This is a genomic window from Thalassospira lucentensis, assembly GCF_001613805.1.
In the GTDB taxonomy this organism is placed as follows: Bacteria; Pseudomonadota; Alphaproteobacteria; order Rhodospirillales; family Thalassospiraceae; genus Thalassospira; species Thalassospira lucentensis_A.
On record NZ_LPVY01000008.1, the window covers coordinates 251757 to 270120 of the forward strand.

At 54.4% G+C, this 18364-nt stretch carries 14 protein-coding genes; 6 read left to right on the forward strand and 8 right to left on the reverse strand.

All coding sequences use genetic code 11. From position 1 onward, the window contains the following. Positions 1-9: 9 nt before the first annotated feature. Positions 10-4560 (forward strand): glutamate synthase large subunit, encoded by a 4551-nt coding sequence (gene gltB / locus AUP42_RS09625; RefSeq protein ID WP_062951296.1) that lies wholly within the window; start codon positions 10-12, stop codon positions 4558-4560. Between the two features lie 179 nt (positions 4561-4739). Beyond that, a complete protein-coding gene (pncB, locus tag AUP42_RS09630) occupies positions 4740-6020 on the forward strand; it encodes a nicotinate phosphoribosyltransferase (protein WP_062951298.1) in 1281 nt (426 codons plus the stop codon). A gap of 24 nt (positions 6021-6044) precedes the next feature. Here the strand turns inward: pncB and AUP42_RS09635 are convergent, their stop codons facing one another. The 5 genes from AUP42_RS09635 to AUP42_RS09655 all read right to left on the reverse strand — a co-directional run bounded on the left by AUP42_RS09635 (position 6045) and on the right by AUP42_RS09655 (position 11787). After that, positions 6045-6275: a hypothetical protein gene (locus tag AUP42_RS09635; protein WP_062951299.1), complete on the reverse strand. Its 231-nt coding sequence runs from the start codon at positions 6273-6275 to the stop codon at positions 6045-6047. Positions 6276-6346: 71 nt separating this feature from the next. Continuing rightward, entirely contained in the window at positions 6347-6895 is a 549-nt protein-coding gene (locus AUP42_RS09640; protein WP_231858218.1) for an NUDIX hydrolase, read from the reverse strand. A 79-nt stretch (positions 6896-6974) separates the two neighbouring features. Then, a complete protein-coding gene (locus AUP42_RS09645) occupies positions 6975-7199 on the reverse strand; it encodes a hypothetical protein (protein WP_062951301.1) in 225 nt (74 codons plus the stop codon). A 268-nt stretch (positions 7200-7467) separates the two neighbouring features. After that, positions 7468-9825, reverse strand: coding sequence for an ATP-binding protein (locus AUP42_RS09650; RefSeq protein WP_062951303.1), 2358 nt, complete (start codon positions 9823-9825; stop codon positions 7468-7470). Between the two features lie 45 nt (positions 9826-9870). Next, on the reverse strand, positions 9871-11787 hold the full coding sequence (locus AUP42_RS09655) for an ABC transporter substrate-binding protein (protein ID WP_231858219.1): 1917 nt from the start codon (positions 11785-11787) through the stop codon (positions 9871-9873). A 511-nt stretch (positions 11788-12298) separates the two neighbouring features. On the opposite strand from AUP42_RS09655, the gene AUP42_RS09660 reads away from it, so the two are divergent. The 4 genes from AUP42_RS09660 to AUP42_RS09675 all read left to right on the forward strand — a co-directional run bounded on the left by AUP42_RS09660 (position 12299) and on the right by AUP42_RS09675 (position 15152). Further along, positions 12299-12577: a hypothetical protein gene (locus tag AUP42_RS09660; RefSeq protein WP_062951307.1), complete on the forward strand. Its 279-nt coding sequence runs from the start codon at positions 12299-12301 to the stop codon at positions 12575-12577. Positions 12578-12668: 91 nt separating this feature from the next. Then, on the forward strand, positions 12669-13883 hold the full coding sequence (locus tag AUP42_RS09665; RefSeq protein WP_062951309.1) for a hypothetical protein: 1215 nt from the start codon (positions 12669-12671) through the stop codon (positions 13881-13883). A gap of 110 nt (positions 13884-13993) precedes the next feature. Then, entirely contained in the window at positions 13994-14353 is a 360-nt protein-coding gene (locus tag AUP42_RS09670) for a TraR/DksA family transcriptional regulator (protein ID WP_062951311.1), read from the forward strand. A gap of 139 nt (positions 14354-14492) precedes the next feature. Beyond that, entirely contained in the window at positions 14493-15152 is a 660-nt protein-coding gene (locus AUP42_RS09675) for a hypothetical protein (protein ID WP_231858220.1), read from the forward strand. A 19-nt stretch (positions 15153-15171) separates the two neighbouring features. Here the strand turns inward: AUP42_RS09675 and AUP42_RS09680 are convergent, their stop codons facing one another. The 3 genes from AUP42_RS09680 to AUP42_RS09690 form a co-directional block, all read right to left on the reverse strand. Continuing rightward, entirely contained in the window at positions 15172-15888 is a 717-nt protein-coding gene (locus AUP42_RS09680) for a Crp/Fnr family transcriptional regulator (protein WP_231858221.1), read from the reverse strand. A gap of 166 nt (positions 15889-16054) precedes the next feature. Next, positions 16055-16726: a response regulator gene (locus AUP42_RS09685; RefSeq protein WP_062951314.1), complete on the reverse strand. Its 672-nt coding sequence runs from the start codon at positions 16724-16726 to the stop codon at positions 16055-16057. A gap of 60 nt (positions 16727-16786) precedes the next feature. Further along, complete coding sequence (locus AUP42_RS09690) at positions 16787-18190, reverse strand: cache domain-containing protein (protein ID WP_231858222.1); 1404 nt, start codon at positions 18188-18190, stop codon at positions 16787-16789. Positions 18191-18364 lie beyond the last annotated feature (174 nt).

An 18364-nucleotide genomic window follows, 5' to 3' on the forward strand; every position in this document is an offset into this window, starting at 1 on the left:
GAGAGAGTTATGAACAAGATTATTCATGACCGTGGCGCGCAAGAGATCGCCCGTTTTGAAAAGAATGCCGAACATCTGTCGGCGAACGGCATGTATGACCCGGCCGAAGAACACGCCAACTGTGGCGTGGGTCTTGTCGGTGCGATTGATGGCAAGCCGCGTCGCGAGGTTGTCGAAGCCGGTATCGAGGCGCTGAAAGCCATCTGGCACCGCGGTGCGGTTGATGCCGACGGTAAAACCGGCGATGGCGCGGGCATTCACCTGCAGATCCCGCAGGATTTCTTCAAGGCGTACCTGAAGGTTATCAACCAGGAAGCCCCGGAAAGCCTGATTGCGGTTGGTCAGGTATTCCTGCCGCGTATCGACATGTCGGCACAGGAACGGTGCCGTGCCATCGTTGAAACCGAAATCCTGAAACAGGGTTACGGTATTCTTGGCTGGCGTCAGGTTCCGGTTGATGTTTCGGTTATTGGTGAAAAAGCTAACCAGACGCGGCCTGAAATCGAGCAGGTTCTGATCGGTGCGCGTGATGACGTTGATGAAGACCAGTTCGAGGTCGATCTTTACACTATCCGTCGTCGCGTAGAGAAAGCGGTCCTGTCCGAAGCGATCAAGGATTTCTATATCTGTTCGATGTCGTGCCGTTCGATCATCTACAAGGGCATGTTTCTTGCCGAGCAGGTCGACATCTTCTATCCGGATTTGCGTGATGAGCGGTTCGTTTCGAACTTCTGCGTCTATCACCAGCGTTATTCGACCAACACCTTCCCGAGCTGGCCGTTGGCGCAGCCGTTCCGCGTTCTGGCCCATAACGGCGAGATCAACACGCTGCGCGGTAACGTCAACTGGATGAAAAGCCACGAAGCCCGCATGGCGCACGAGGCATTTTCCGACACCATCGAAGACCTGAAGCCGGTTATTCAGCCGGGATCATCGGACTCGGCCGCCCTTGATGCCGTGTTCGAACTGATGGTGCGTGCCGGTCGTGACCTGCCGATGGTGAAAACCATGATGGTGCCCGAAGCATGGTCGAAAAAGGCATCGACGCCGGACAGCTATAAAAACCTTTATGCCTATTGCAACGCGGTGATGGAACCGTGGGATGGCCCGGCGGCACTGGCAGCTTATGGTGGCAAGTGGCTGATGGGTGGTACGGACCGTAACGGTCTTCGTCCGCTGCGTTATGCCGTCACGGGTAACGGCCTTCTGATTGCCGGTTCCGAAGCAGGCATGGTGCATATCGACGAGGAAAGCTGCCTTGAAAAAGGGCGGCTTGGCCCGGGGCAGATGATTGCCATCAACCTTGAAGAAGGCAAGCTGTACCATGACAGCGAGCTTAAGGACAAGCTCGCGAACCGTCGTGACTGGTCGAAATGGGTTGGCCGCACCAAGGTGCTTGATGACCTGATTTCGCCGGAACATACCGAACCGGCACGCCTTGGCAAGGAAGCGCTTCTGCGTCTGCAGAAGGCGATGGGTCTTACGCATGAAGACCTTGAACTGATCCTGCACCCGATGGGTGAGGACGGCAAGGAAGCCATTGGCTCGATGGGGGATGACACCCCGCTTGCGATCCTGTCGGATCGGTATCGCGGTCTGCATCATTTCTTCCGTCAGAACTTCTCGCAGGTGACCAACCCGCCGATTGACTCTTTGCGCGAAGCCCGCGTTATGAGCCTGAAAACGCGACTTGGCAACCTTGGCAACATTCTTGACGAGGATGAAAGCCAGTGTGACCTGCTTCAGCTTGAAAGCCCGGTTCTGACCAATGCCGAATATGACGCGATGCGCGGTTATATGGGTGAAACGGCGGTCGAAATCGACACCACGTTTGACATCAATGGCGGCCCGTCAGCACTGCGCGATGCGATTACCCGCATCCAGCGCGAAGCCGAAGAAGCCGTTCGTGGTGGCGCGCTTCATATCATCCTGACCGATGAAGGCATCACGACAGAACGTGCTGCAATTCCGATGGTTCTGGCAACGGGTGGCGTGCACAGTTATCTCGTGAAGACGTCGCTGCGTACCTACATCTCGCTTAACGTGCGGTCGGCGGAATGCATGGATGTGCATTACTTTGCGGTTCTGATCGGTGTGGGTGCAACGACGGTGAACGCCTATCTGGCGCAGGAAGGTCTTCTGGACCGTTATGCGCGTGGGTTGTTCCCGAATGTCGGCAGCACCGCCGAAGTCATGCAGCGTTTCAAGGCGGCGATTGATGCCGGCCTGCTCAAGATCATGTCGAAGATGGGCATTTCGATCATCAGTTCTTATCGCGGCGGCTATAACTTTGAAAGTATCGGCCTGTCGCGGTCGCTGGTGGCGGAATTCTTCCCCGGCATGCCGTCGCGCATTTCGGGTATTGGTCTTCAGGGTATCCAGCGCCGATGCATTGCCCAGCACAAGGAAGCGTTTAACGGCAATGTCGTGACCCTTCCGGTCGGTGGTCTTTACAAATATCGTCGTTCGGGTGAACGCCATGTCTGGACCGGCCCGCTGATCCACACGTTGCAGTCATCCGTTACCACGGGTTCGTACAATACCTTCCGCAAGTTTTCGGAAGGGCTTCGTTCGCGTGAGCCGCTTCATCTTCGTGATCTGCTTGACTTCCGTTCCGACCGTAAACCGGTTCGTCAGGAACAGGTTGAAAGCATCACCGAAATCCGCAAACGGTTCGTAACACCGGGCATGTCCCACGGTGCGCTTTCGACCGAGGCGCACGAGGCACTGGCGATTGCGATGAACCGCATCGGTGCGAAATCGAACTCTGGCGAGGGCGGGGAATCGCGTGAACGTTTCCGTCCGCGTTCGAACGGGGACAATGCGCGTTCGTCCATCAAGCAGGTGGCATCGGGTCGTTTCGGTGTAACTGCCGAATATCTGAACAACTGCGAAGAAATTCAGATCAAGGTCGCCCAGGGTGCAAAACCGGGCGAAGGTGGTCAGCTTCCGGGCTTCAAGGTCACGGTGGAAATCGCACAGCTGCGTCATGCGACGCCGGGTGTGACCCTGATTTCGCCGCCGCCGCACCACGACATTTATTCGATCGAAGATCTGGCACAGCTGATCTATGACCTGAAGCAGATCAACCCGCGTTGCCGCGTTTGCGTCAAGCTGGTGTCGCGTTCTGGTGTGGGCACGATTGCAGCCGGTGTGGCAAAGGCAAAGGCCGACGTCATCCTGATTTCGGGGTATGACGGTGGTACCGGTGCCAGCCCGCAGACCTCGATCAAATATGCCGGTATTCCGTGGGAAATGGGCCTTTCGGAAGTCAATCAGGTCCTGACGCTGAACAACCTGCGCAGCAAGGTGAAACTGCGCGTCGATGGCGGTTTCAAAACCGGCCGCGACGTGGTGATCGGTGCGATGCTGGGTGCGGAAGAATTTGGTATTGGTACCGCATCCCTGATCGCGCTTGGCTGTATCATGGTGCGTCAGTGCCATTCGAACACCTGCCCGGTTGGCGTTTGTACCCAGGACCCGGCATTGCGTGCCAAGTTCGTCGGTACCGCGGACAAGCTGGTCAACCTGTTCACCTTCATGGCCGAAGAGGTCAAGGATATCCTGGCCGAGCTTGGCTATGACAATCTGCAGGAAATCATCGGCCGTTCGGATCTGCTGCAGCAGGTTCATCGCGGCGCGAAGGACCTTGTTGACCTTGATTTGAACCCGCTGCTTGCACAGGCTGATGCCGGTGATCACAAACGTTACTGCACGACTGTCGGCCGTAACGAAGTGCCCGATACGCTTGACGCCCAGATGATCAAGGATGCACGTGCATTGCTTGAAGACGGCGAAAAGATGCAACTGCAATACAACATCCAGAACACGCAGCGTGCGATCGGGACGCGTATTTCGTCACTGATCACGCAGAAATATGGCATGACCGGTCTGAAACCGGGCCATCTGCATGTGCGTTTGCGTGGTTCTGCGGGTCAGTCACTGGGCGCGTTTGCGGTTCAGGGTCTGAAAATCGAAGTTCAGGGCGATGCCAACGACTATGTCGGCAAGGGTCTTTCGGGCGGTACCATCGTCTTGCGCCCGCGACCGTCAAGCCCGCTCAAGACCAACGAAAACACGATTATCGGTAACACCATCCTTTATGGTGCGACGGCCGGTAAGCTGTTTGCTGCCGGTCAGGCCGGGGAACGTTTCTGCGTTCGTAACTCGGGCGCGACGGTTGTGGTCGAAGGATGTGGCTCGAACGGTTGTGAATACATGACCGGCGGTACGGCTGTGATCCTTGGCTCGGTCGGTGAGAACTTTGGTGCCGGCATGACCGGTGGCATGGCATTCATCTATGACGTTGAAGGCACCTTTGGGGATGTCGTCAATGATGGCTCCATCCTGTACCAGCGTATTGAAACCCAGCATTGGGACGAAGTCTGTCGTTCGCTGATTGAAGAGCATGTTGCAGAAACCGACAGCGGTTTCGCGCGCACCATCCTTGACAATTGGGATCGCGAACGCGGCAATTTCTGGCAGATCGTGCCGAAAGAAATCGTCGACAAGCTGGAAAACCCCATTCGCTCGATGAGCGAAAACCAGGCAACTGCGTGAACCCTTTTCACGCTTTTGCGCAAGCTCCCTTGTCCACACACCCGGACAAACAAACTGGCCCCGTACTCTGTACGGGGCTTCTTTTTTGCCGGTCGGAATGTTTGCGGGGTGGCGCTTTCGCCTGGTGGCATTGATACTTATGTCAAAGCGAACATCCCAGCCAATCTGACAGGTGGTTCATGACCGTTACCGACATTGCCACACGGACCTATAACCACAATTTCAAGCTTGATCCGATTATCCGCAGTCTTCTGGACACGGATTTTTACAAGCTTCTGATGTTGCAGGCGATCTGGCAGGAACATCCGGATGTGGAGGTTACCTTTTCGCTGATCAATCGCAGCCATCACATAAGGCTTGGCGATATCATCAATGAAGGCGAATTACGTGCGCAGCTTGATCATGCGCGAAGCTTGCGTTTTACGCGACAGGAACTGATCTGGCTGGCCGGGGCGACGTTCTACGGGCGGAGCCATATGTTCAAGCCGGAATTCATCAGCTGGCTGGGCGATTTCGAGTTGCCGGAATATGAATTGCGCAAGATTGACGGACAGTTTGAACTGCATTTTTCCGGGCCATGGACGCATAGCTCAATGTGGGAAACACCGGCATTAGCGATCATTACCGAATTAAGGTCGCGTGCTGTATTGCGCAATCGCGGGCGGTTTGAACTCGATGTGTTGTATGCGCGCGCCAAGGCCAAGCTTTGGGAAAAGGTCGAACGGCTTCGCGATTTGCCCGATCTTGTTCTGGCTGATTTCGGCACCCGGCGGCGGCATGGCTTTTTATGGCAGCGCTGGTGTGTCGAGGCTCTGAAAGAAGGAATTGGCAGCCGGTTTATCGGTACATCGAATGTGTTACTGGCGATGACGGCGGATATCGAAGCCATCGGCACCAACGCTCACGAATTGCCGATGGTCGAGGCGGCAATTTCCAAAAACGATGAAGAACTTGCTGCGTCGCCTTATCGCGTGCTTGAGCAATGGCGCCAGCATTATAGCGGCAATCTTTTGATCGCGTTGCCCGATACATATGGAACGGCGGCATTTCTTAAAGGTGCGCCGGACTGGCTGGCGGACTGGACCGGCTTTCGCCCCGACAGTGCGCCACCGATTGAAGGTGGTGAGCAGATCATCCGGTGGTGGGAAGAGCATGGCAAGGACCCGCGCGAGAAGCTTCTGGTCTTTTCCGACAATCTCGACATTGATGCGATCATCGAAACCTATCTGCATTTCCATGGCCGGGTCCGGATGAGTTTTGGCTGGGGTACGAACCTGACCAATGATTTTCGCGGTTGTGATCCGGCGGGCGAACAGGGGCTTGAACCCATGTCGCTGGTTTGCAAGGTGACAAGTGCCAACGGGCAACCGGCGGTCAAGCTTTCAGACAATCCGGAAAAGATTTCAGGCGACCCCACGCAGGTTGAACGTTACATCCGGGTTTTTGGAAATCCTGTATAACAGGCTTGATCCGGATAAGCGGGATCAGAGGACAATGTTCAGATAAGTCCCGCGCCGCGCATTGTGGTCAATCTGATCGGCTGCGATCAGATTTCGCAGACGGGCAAGCTGGGCGGCGATAAAGCTGTCGGATGATGGCTGATCAGTGTTGGCGGCAACACGGCCGCGCACGCCCGAAGGCACGCCTTGCGGCATGGAGCGGGCATCGTGAAGGCCCGTTTGTGTGGTACTGCTGCCGATCCGGTTGGTTGCCATGAGTTCATCCGTTCTGAAATCGCAAAAAGATTAGCACGGTCAACGGGTTTTGTCATGAAGTTGCGGGGGCATCAATTGCCATCGCTTCCCATTCGGGCCGATGCGCCGGGTGGGTTGCCAAATGGCGGAAAGACATCCTGCCCGATGGCGTCACGATGATGATGCAGGGCCCAATGGACGGTTGGAAAGGCGATGTTATCCCACGGGATATCGGCCCAGCGAAACAGGCCGACATCAAGACTTTCCGGGCCGCAGGAAATATCGGGACTGTTCAGGGTTGCGCGATAGAGCAATTGTAACTGGCTGATATGGGGCAGGTCATAAAGGCAGAGCAAACGATCAAGCGAAAGATCGGCGCGGGCTTCTTCATAGGCTTCGCGTGCTGCACCGGTGGCAGAGGTTTCACCGATTTCCATGAAACCGGCGGGCAGCGTCCAGAAGCCCTTGCGCGGATTGATCGCGCGGCGGCACATCAGATAGCGGTCTTCCCAGGTTGCGACGACACCGACGATGATCTTGGGATTGTCGTAACGGATGTAACCGCAATCGGGGCAGCTTAACCGTTCGCGGTCATCGCCTTCGGGAATGATTTTTTCACGGGGTCCGGATGGTTTCTGCATACAGACAGGATACATCCGGAAGCCACGCAGAAAAAGGGGTGGTCGAAACCACCCCGAGGAAGCTAACGAGAGGGAAAAATCACGTTAGAAGATTGACGCGGGTACCGCGTGCGCCGCTGGTTTCAAGCGGCTGATGTTCCGTGACGATAGAGCCTATAACCTGTGCAAGGCCTTGCGCCTTCTGGATCGAAGACGTTGCTGCGGCAAGCGGTGCGGATACGCCATCTTTACCACCGCCCGGTGTGATCGCGTCATTTACGGCCTGTGCGGCAGAGCTAAGTCCTGAACCTGCTGATCCGATCATTGTATCCTCGTCCCAAATTCCGTGAAGATGTGATAACTGCGCATTGGCGATATCACGGCTTCTGACTCTCAGATTAGGCTTCGGTTAACACTTTTAAAGTGACAGCTGTCACAGCATGGCATCAAACAGCGATTACTTTTTTGTGAACGATGTCAAATCAAGGGTTTATGCTTCCCTTGGAAAATAAATTTTTGGATGTGCTGTGACAGCGTGGCACCACGGGATCGCGCAACCGCCACGATGTTTGGACGAATCGGCTGATGATGCCCTAAAGCCGCTGGCGTTCGGTTTTGTGGGCAAGAGCCTCGTGGATGGCTTTTTGCAACTGGGCGGGTCGGAACGGTTTTTTGACGAAGATATAATCGCCCAGCATCTTTTCCATTTCCCTGCGCGTTCGTGCCGGATAGCCAGACATGAAGACCACGGCCAGATCGGGGTATTGACGCTGTGCCTCGATGGCAAGTTGCGGCCCACTTAGCCCCGTCATCACCACATCGGTCAGAATAACGTCAATCCGGTCGGTCTTTTGTGATTCGGTGATGATCTGCAGGGCTTCCTCGGCACTGCGTGCGACTATGGCGTCAAAGCCGGCATCTTCAAGAATGATCTTGGCGGTCGTGCGCAGTGATTGTTCATCATCGACAATCAGGACCCGTTCGCCATTACCGGGAAAATAGTCGATTTCCTGCAGGGCAGATGCCTTGACCTTGCCGGCTTCGGAGCGCGGCAGATAGATCGAGAAAGTCGTACCTTCGCCCTCGACGCTTTCGACATCAATAAAGCCACTGGATTCTTCGACCCAGCTATGGACGATCGACAGGCCAAGCCCTGTGCCCTTGCCGGGTTCCTTGGTCGAGAAGAAGGGTTCGAATATATTGTCCAGAATATCCGCAGGAATGCCGGTACCAGTATCCTGAACTGTTACCACGACATAATCGCCTGCGGCGGCCTTTGGGAAGATGTCATCTTCGTCATCAGGGGACCGTTCATCGGCAGGTGGAACTGTTGCACCATAGCAGGAAATCTGCAACGTGCCGCCATCGGGCATCGCATCACGGGCATTGATCGCAAGGTTCAGGATGCAGGCCGAAAGCTGTGTTGGATCAACGCGTGTGTAAAGCGGCGCGTCATTGGCCCAGATTTGCAGTTCGATCCGGTGTTCCAGTAGCGTAACGAGCAGCTTTTCCATTTCGCTAATCGCGGTATCGACCTGAACGATGGTGGGCTGATCAATACGGCGGCGCGAGAACATCAGAAGCTGATCGGCCACACTGGTGGCGCGTTCGCCAAGGGAGATCACGTGATCAAGGTATTCCTTGACCCGTTCCGGATCGTCAATTTTGGCGCGCGCAACTTCGGCAAAGCTTAAAATGCCAGCAAGGCAGTTATTGAATTCATGCGCCACGCCACCCGCCATCTGACCGACGGCTTCGAGTTTTTGTGATGTGGCAAGCTGACGTTGCAGGGCCTGCTGTTCTTCGGTTGCGCGATGCTGTGAGGTTACGTCGCTGCCGGTGCCGCGATACCCCTTGAACGAACCATCCAGATCAAAAACCGGCACGCCATTGATGCGTCCGAAATGTTTTTGTCCGTCGCGCGAGATCCAGGAAAATTCAAAATTCTGAAACGCCAGATGGCTTTCAAGCCGTTTGACCAGACTGTTCCAGCTATGATCGGTTTCGGCCTTGAGGCCCAGTTTGTCAAAGGATTGACCCTGTGGCGAGCCGTTCAGTTCTTCAATCAGCTGATAGAATTTATAGGATGCAAACGCGATCTTGAGGTCCGGCCCCATTTCCCAGTACCAGTCGGCAGATGACAGGGTGAAATCGCGGAACCGTTCCTCGCTGTCGCGAAGGGCTTCCTGGGCGATCTGGTGCTGATTGGTGCGTCGTTCCAGACTTTCAGCCATTGTATTGAGGCCACGTTCCAATGTGCCGATTTCGTCTCGGCCGGCAGGTTTCAGGCGGGCGCTGAGCTTGCCAAACTGGATTTCGGAAACGAACTGTGCGGCTGTGATCAGTCGGCGTAACACGGTTTGCTGCATGAACAGGAAAATCAGCCCCGACGTCATCAGAATGCACAGGACCGACCCGATCAGCAGCACGGATTGCATCTGGCGCTGGCTTTCTTCGAGGCCGACGGTCGAAACCTTGAAATAGGCAAACATGAAAGGCTGATTGGCGTTCAGGCTGAACAGCGGGGTAATGCTGACCATGTTGCGGCCACCGGCATCATCGGTGGTGAACAACACCTGACTGCGCAGATCGGCAGAAAGCCGTTCTTTCGGAAAATCGGGAACGGAATCAATATCGGATCCGATCAGCATCGGGTCCATCGCATGATAGATCGTGCCGTCAAAACCGATTGCCATGGCTTCGCGAAGATGAGGACCCAGAAGAAGTTCAAGCTGCTTGGGGTCGCTGATCACGGAAATCTTGAGCTGTTCATCCTGAATCAGGCGACCGGGTGCGCTTATCTGCTCGGCAATGCGCCGATCAATTTCTGCCCCGAAATACTGAACATAATAACCGCCAAAGAGGCCAAGCAGGATGGTTTCGACAATAACAATTGCGATCCCGATCTTGAAAACCAGACTGCCAAACAGGCGGTCAAAAAGCTTCTTCACGCCAACCTCTAAACCCTGGCCCAGCCTGATTGCCGGTTAATTCTGTTATTGGCTCTCAAGATAATACTGGGATGGATTGGTCGGTGCCGGTGTGGCATAGCTCCAAGCCGCAGGGATGACCTTGGGAACATTCTTGAAGTTCTTTGCCACGAGCCCCTTGCGATTGGGCGGCAAGGCAATTCCCATAACGTAAAACTGATTTGCGCTGATGTCGAGAATATCGCGCATAAGTTTATTTTGTTTTTCCGCATCTGCCGTTGCTTTCAACTGGTTATAGAGTGCCAGCTGACGGATTACCTCGGCGGGTGGGGCGATTGCATCGGGATTTGTCGGGTTTGTATACCATTCGGCCCAGCCGGTCGCGTACCACGATGATTCGCTTGATACCGGCAGATAGTTGATCGGAATCACCATGGCATCAAGGCCGCCGTCACCACCCCATGCGCTGGCGTGATGATTGTTATTGTCACGCATGTTTACAAAAACATCGCGCGACAGATCGCGGGGCGTCACATCAAGGCCGATATCGCGCCAGTAATCAACAACGGCAGACAGCATCTCGAAGCGGGATGCGCCTTCGGTATCGATGGTGAAGGACAGCCGTTTACCATCCGGGCGCAGAAGGAAGCCTTCGTCGTCTTTGTGTGTCAGCCCGGCATTTGCCAAGTGGCTTGCGGCAAGCACCGGATCGTAAGTGATGAACTGGCGTGCCAGTACCGTATGGTAAAGCGGGCTTTCGGGGCGTGGGGCGGCCTGATGGGGCAGGGCACCGGGAACGAACCTGCCGATGATGCTGTCGCGGTCGATGGCATGAGACAGGGCGATACGGAATTCCTTGTTCTGGAATATATCGCGTAGAACAGGGTCCCTGTCGTTGAGATTGAGCGACAGGGTCAGAATATTCATGTCGCTTTCGATCAGGGTAAAGGATTGCAAGTTGTCATTGGCGGCAAGGATTTCGTCCGCACGACGGCCGATATGGCGTTCCTGCATGTTAACCTTGCCTGCAATCGCCGCATCACCGGCTTCGTCTTTGCTATTGACCAGATCAAAGGACACGCGGTCGATATAGGGCAGCTGTCGTCCGCCCGGATCGATTTTCCAGTAGAACGGATTACGAACGGCAACAAGCGGGTCGTCCTTGCCGTAAACGCCGGTCAGAACCCATGCGTTCAGGGTCGGGACATTCGGGTTCAACCATCGGCCGGGATCGTCGATGGAGCCCGGTGTGCCGAATACCGAAACGAAACGGTCCTTCCATCCTTTGAAGCCAAGCTCCTGTGCCTTTGCATCCGCATCCTTGTTGTATTTTGGCAGCAGGGGTTTGAGGAAATGCGCCGGGTAGCTTACCGGTTCGACGCCTTCGGGACGGGCAAGGAAGGTCGGAAAGAGGCCATAGGGTGTGTTGAACCGAAAGGCGATGGTGGTTTCGTCGATCTTTTCAACGTGCACCGGATTTCCGCCGGCGGTCAGCCATTCGGGCGTTGCATTTTCAAATGCGGGATTAAGCAGAATGTCTTCGTACCAGAAGGCGATGTCATCAGCGGTAAAAGGGGCACCATCCGACCAGTGCATTCCCGGGCGCAGCCGGAACACGAATTCCGTCGCATCGCTATTGGCTTGCATGGAAAGGGCAACATTGGGAACCGTATCCGTCCATTGCGGCGTCCAGCGCAAGAGGGGTTCATATCCGATGGTTCTGATCAGAAGGGCGTGATCGCGTTCGGCATTCTGCGCCATCAGCCATGTGCCGCCATATTGGCCAAGCTTGTCATTGGGGGTGACAATCATCGGGGTGCGCGGAAGACGTTCCCCGGCGGGTGGCAGTTTTCCGTTTGCAACCATATCGGCAAGCATCGGTGCTTCACCAAATTCAGCCGCATGCGCACCATTTCCAACCGCAGTCAAAACCACGGCCAGCAATAATACCAGCGATGTAAAACAACCCACTACCCTGTACACGTCGGGCTTCCCCTGAATTTCTTATGCCTATCGAAAGGTATCGATATTCCTACTCTTAAGTGGTGAATATCCTAAAGCCAATGCCGGGTAAAGTTCTGAAAGCCGGTTTTCCCCTGATCTTCTAAAGATGCGCGAGCTGTTCGTTGTTTACAACGTACAGGCGGATAATTTTCCTATGTGCATCTTTTTGTATCTATAAACAACATACCGGTCCGCCAAATTTTCGTTCGAACCTCCTAGAATAGCGCGATAAACCGGGCCTTGTTCAACTGAGGCCGACACCTTCTACGGCGATCCGTGCGGGTTTCCCGACCATTTGGACGGGAATCGGCTTTCGTGCTGATCAACGTTGGCTGAGACTAAAGTATAACATAATCTGATGTGCTTGTTATCACCATATAAGTTTTTGGTAATGAATTTCGTTTTGAACGCTTTGTGGGCCATATGACGGCAAAGATACCAACTGTGATTCCTCTTGCCAGAAAGAGCTGATCGGAGAGACAATTTCGGCATGGCAAACAAATCTGCATCATCCGGGCAGGCTTCTTATGATCCTGGCTATCTGGCCGGGCCGAAGCCCTTGGCACCGATCCCGCGTTATGAGCCGGGATCGTCGCCGGACCGCTATCGTCCGGATGAATGCGTACATGATTCTGATGCTGACAGTTTTTCGGTGGCCGGGATTGAAGGAAAAATTGATCGTCGCAAGGTCAATATTGCCAACAGGATTGTCGATACCGATCCAGGGCAGGCATTGCGCGTGATCAGGAATTGGCTGGCTCAGGACTGACTGTCGTTGCTGATCTTTGTTTCTGTTTCACTTTCCATTTCGGGCGGCACCTGTTTTAAGTCGTCGAACACACCGATGACAGGGGGCCCGCGTGACAGATTTCAATTCCTTGATAGAGCAGCAGTTCAGTGCTTTTGATCCGGACTATTCCGATCGAAAAGGTGCCTATGCCGACAAGCTTGCCCCGCTGGAAGAAAAGCTTATCGCGGCCCAGCAGACAGGCAACAGCATGGCAGCATCCGATCAGTATATGATCGAGTGCAAGTGGTTGCTGCTTTACACCGCCGACTGGGATGCGCTTGAAAAGAAGATGGCCCAGTTTGAAAAGTCGCTGAAAAACAAGGATCAGGACTGGGCCGAGGAACAGGTGGCAAGCGATGGTTCCTGGGGGCCATGCTACGACCAGTGGTTCCTGAAGGTGGATGCTATGATTGATGCGGTCAACGCGTTGGCCGACGAAGGGATTGCACCGGATTATCCGCTGACATTTCTGGCGCCGATTGCCCAACCGGCCGATCTGGTCGCCTGGTTGAACAGTCAGAAAACATCACGGATTTTTGCCGACGGGCTTGATCGCCGCGATGCGCTGGGTGCGGTCAGTGCGGCATTATCGGAAATGTGTTTCAAAAGCGAAATTCGCGATTACTTCCGAAAATACGTCAAAGGCTTTGATCTTAGCGATGACTATATTGCGGCTTATAAAAGCTGGCTGGATGACTGGCAGGATGCGCAATCGGGATATTGGGGCGGCTGGTTTGAAACAGATGCGGGTGATATTTTGAAAAGTCCTGACCTTAGTCTGACCTTCCACAATATTTCCTATCAGCATGGCAAGGTCGGGCTATGGCCGGCCATCTTCAAGACAACACTTGCAATCCGTGATGATGCCTATCCGTTTGGCTGGAAGCACAATGGTGATTTTAACAATCACAACAACTATGACGTTGCCAAAATCTTTGATCTTGGCTGGGATGAAGTCGATAGCGGCAGCCAGAAATCCGCATCAGCCGACATTTCCACGATCCTTGACTGGTGCCTGACCAAATCCATGACGTCGGATGGCGGGTTCATTGATGATCCGACTTTCTATAATTCAGTCGGGGCAGCCTATTATTACGGTGTGTCGTTCCTGGACCAGATTGGATATTTCGGCACCGATATTCCGTTCTGGACCGATCATGCCTTTGCCGATGGTCCGGCACTGTGCTGCAAGATCCAGAAAAAGATGAAGGCCGAAAAGCTCGATGATGATGAGGCCGAGGCAGCGATGGAAAAGCTGGTCGATGCCTGCGGAAACTGTGGGTAGGCACGGCTGAATGCAGGGGGCGGAACAAATTCGTGACGCCCCCTTGGCGAAAGGCACCGGTCGCTACCCATATGTATTTTATGGCGGCAACAAATCGGTGAGGGAACAGAATGTCTGATCGTAGAGATATTGACATTGCATTCTTGCGTCAGCGTCTTGAAGACCGGCGCGCGGATATCAGTGCCCATTCAAACCATTCGGAAGATTATCGAAAGCCGGTCGAACTTGATCAGCAGGCCGTCGGCCGTCTGTCGCGGATGGATGCGCTTCAGGATCAGCAGATGCATCTGGAACAGGAACGCCGCCGCGCTGCCGAACTTGATCGCATTGAAAAGACGCTGGCCCGCATCGAACGTGCTGATTACGGTTTCTGCCATAACTGTGGCGAGGAAATCGAAAAGAAGCGCCTGGAATTTGATCCGACCACACCGCTTTGCGTTGATTGCGCTGCCCATGTCAAACACAGTTAGGGGCGGATTGATCAAACCGGTCAGGCCGAATTAACGTATCCTGTATATGGCAGATCAAAGGGCGAAACACGCTGTACCCAAATCATTGATCAGGTGGGGCGCAATTACAGTATGCACTCTGATCGCGGTGTTTCTGTTTGTGACGCCGAGCGATCATGCCGCCGCACAGCAAAACAGCTGTGCGGTCGCGCGTGCACCTGTTGCAAGCCTTTCATTCATCAATCAGGACCCGATGCTGGATCGTCATCGGTCTGTGCGCTGGCTTAACAACCGGGCCAATCAGGGCAGTCGTTATCTGGTGACCGGCTTGACCGAATATGAGCTTCAGGCACGGTTCGACATGCGGCTTGAACCAGTCGAAGTCGGGGTGGGACAATTTTGCCTTTATCCGATCAGGATCAATCCCGAGGTCGAGGTGATCAAACATCTGGTGTATGTCGCGTCCGAGCTAGAGCGTGGCACATGCGAATATGATGTGGTCTATGCCCATGAAGGGCAACATGTGCAGATCAACCAGCATATGGAACGCGATATCCAGCGGGAACTTGACGCGATGGTTGCGGAAATTACCGCGGACTTTGCCGCCATGCGACCGGTTGGTGCGGGCGAGGTGCAACGCCTGCAACGGCGTTTGCTGAACCAGTATGGGCAGGATTTCAAACGCCGATTGCGCGCCATCGATCTTGCGCGGCGCGAAGACCATCGTGCGATAGATACCCCGGAAGAATATGAACGGCTATCGAAGGCATGCGGACCAGATTCAGCATTCCAGACAACATTGCCCGATGCAATGCGTTGACTGGTTTTGTGCAATTCGGTCAGGCTGCTTCGTGATCAAGTCCGGCAACGATCTGAAGTGCTTTGACATCAAGCCCAAATTCAGAGCGATTGCGCAGGTTTAGATGACCATGTCGGCGAAACTCGGCGATAACCCGGCTGGCGGTTTCGGTCGTGATGCCAAGCATGGCCCCCATGTCTTCGCGACCGGGCAGAACGCAACTGTCATCGGTATCATCACACAGATACAGGCACAGCCGTGCAACCCGTTCCCGGGCGGAACCGGTCGACATCTGGGTAAGCCAGTTATCGGATTCCATCACCGCCTGATGCCAGCGGGTGAGCAACTGTTTGTGCAGACGGGGGCTTTCGCGATCAAGCTTTTCAACAACCGCAACCGGAATCCGGCATAGCGTGCTGTCCTGAAGGGCTTCAGCGTGATGGGCAAAGCTATCGCTGACAAGGGCTTCGAGGCCGATTGTACCGCCGGGGCGGACAAGCCTGACAACCCGTTGCGAGCCGTCGGCGAGATAATGTGTCAGTTTGATCAGGCCGCTACGCAGGGTGAACAGTGCGTTCGCATCATCACCGGCGTTATAAAGGGCTGTGCGTTTGGCAATTGCCATGTCTTCGACTGGCAGATGAACCAGTTTGAAATCGGCATCGGTCAGGTCGTTGAAAAGCGCAAGTTGCCGAACGCCGCATTGGCGACAACGCAACATATCGGGCATGGCTGATTGCGGTGCGGAGTAATTCACAAAACCCCCTGACGGAACGGGACAGATGCAGGATCGGTCGCCGCAGGCTGTTAGGTGGAAGCACTCTAAATCTTGGAACAATCTACCTTATTGATTTGTAAATTCAACCTAATAGCGACCAAGACGCGAAAAACATCACAATGGCACGACCTTTTCGGGAGGGCCGTTATGCAGTGTTGTCCAGAGTGACCAGGCCTTTTTCAATCGCATAGCGGACCAGACCGGCGGAGCTGTCGATATCAAGCTTGCGTTTGATGTTGCGGCGATGGGTTTCGACGGTACGCACACTGATATCAAGTTCGCGGGCAACGTGCTTGTTGCTGGCACCTTTGGCCAGAAGCCGCAATACGGTGCGTTCCCGGGTCGTCAACGGCATGCCGTCGTCAGGCATGCCTTCGTTGTTGCTGATGCGATCAAATGTCGGGCTATAGGCCTCGCCGCCATTGGCAATCGTTTCGATTGCGCGGACCATGTCGTTTGACGATACGTCCTTCAGGATGAAGCCCCGCGCGCCTGCCAGTCGGGCGGTGCGAAGATATTCCGGATTTTCATGCATGGTCAGGATGATGACCTTGATGTCGGGCATGGTTTCGCGGAATTTTTCGGCGGCTTCAAGCCCGTTCATCACAGGCATCGAGATATCCATCAGAACGATGTCGGGTCTGACATTAGAGGCAAGCGACAGGGCTTCCATGCCGTTGCCGGCTTCGCCGACGATATCGATATGATCATAGCATTCAAGACGTGAACGAATGCCATCCATGACCAGCGCATGGTCGTCGCACAGCAAAACACGAATGGGGCGGTTGGGCGAATAGGAGATATTTGCGCTGCTCATGGTCAATTCAGTTCTCTGTCACATTGCCGAAACATTTGGGCCGAAACATCTGATGTCACCTTAGCCGGTGATGGCGGTGACGGGTAGATCATTATCACGCGAAACCGGAATATAGGCTGTGATGGTTGTGCCATCGTCCGGTTCGGATTTGACGGTCATGCCGCCGCCATGGAATTCCATGCGTTCGCGCATATTGCGAAGTCCGATCCCGGCACGCGGATCGCGATTTCGAATATAACGGTTGGTTTCAAACCCGACACCGTTATCGATGATTTTCATCACGACACTCTGGCCTTCGCGGCGGATCGTGACCTTGATATGTGTGGCATCGGCATGGCGTTCAATATTGGTCAGGGTTTCCTGCAAGACGCGATACAGGGTCGTCTTTTTCGCGATATCAAGAACAACATCAATGTTATCCGATTTGACATCAATCTGCATGTCGGACCGGTCTGCCAATTCCTTGCACATGCTTTCAATCGCCGGACGCAGGCCCAGATCATCCAGAACCGCCGGGCGCAGGTCGCGCGATATGCGACGGACTTCGTGGATGGCGTCCTGCAATCGTTTGGCGGCCTTTTCCATCGGTTCGGTTGCGGCATTCTTTTCCGGCCCCAATCGTGCGATGGCGGTTTCGACCGAATATTTGACGGAAACAAGGATCTGGCTGATGCCGTCATGCAGTTCGCGCGATACCCGCAAACGTTCCTGTTCCTGTACGTCGACAACCCGATGGGTCAGTTCCTTTAGCTTGGAATCGGCAAGTTTGCGTTCTGAAAGCGTAACAACAGTACCCGAAATGCCGACCAGCAAAACCGCCAGAATGGTGATTCCGACAATTGATATGGTCGTGTCACGGATGTGGGATGATACCTCGGTCTCGATTTCCTTCACCTGTTCGGAAATGTCATCGATATAAATCCCGGTGCCGATCATCCATCCCCATTTATCGAGCATCAGGGAATAGGCGATCTTTTCCGCAGGTTCGCCGGTTGACGGTTTTTCCCAGACATGGCGCAGGAAATCGCCCCCCTTTTCGGCATTGAAAATCAGCGCCTGAATGACGGAATTCCCGTTCAGATCGCGCAGGTTCCAGTATGTCCGCCCCAGTCGCCACGGTTGGGGCGGATCGACAAGGGCAGTGCCATCGCGGTCATAGATAAAGAAATAGCCATCCTCGCCATAGGACAGGTCTTCGATGATGCTTTTGACCCGTTCCTTGGAAACCGCATCCAGCGGGCTTGCAACCGAATAGATGTGATCGATAGACGCAAGGGCGAGTTCAAGATAGCTTTTAAGCTCTTCCTTGCGGGCTTCGAGGATGTTGCGCTCGAACGTTCTGATTTCGGCTTCGGCCAGTCGCTCGGCCTGTGCAAACACCAGATAAGAGATTGCCGCCGCCGCCAGAACCAGTGGCAGGATCGACAGCAGCAAAAACTTTAGTCGAAGATTGATTTTCGGCATGGGCGCAAAAGTCTCGGATACAGGAAAATTTTTCGGGCCGGACAATATCATAAAAGCATCAAAAGTCTGCGCCTGATCGCAGTTTTCGAACCTTTGGGTTGCATTGTTCAAAGTCGAGATTTTCCGCATGGTGAAAAGGCACTGGCCGCGACAAAGTGAAATTGGTATTACCAA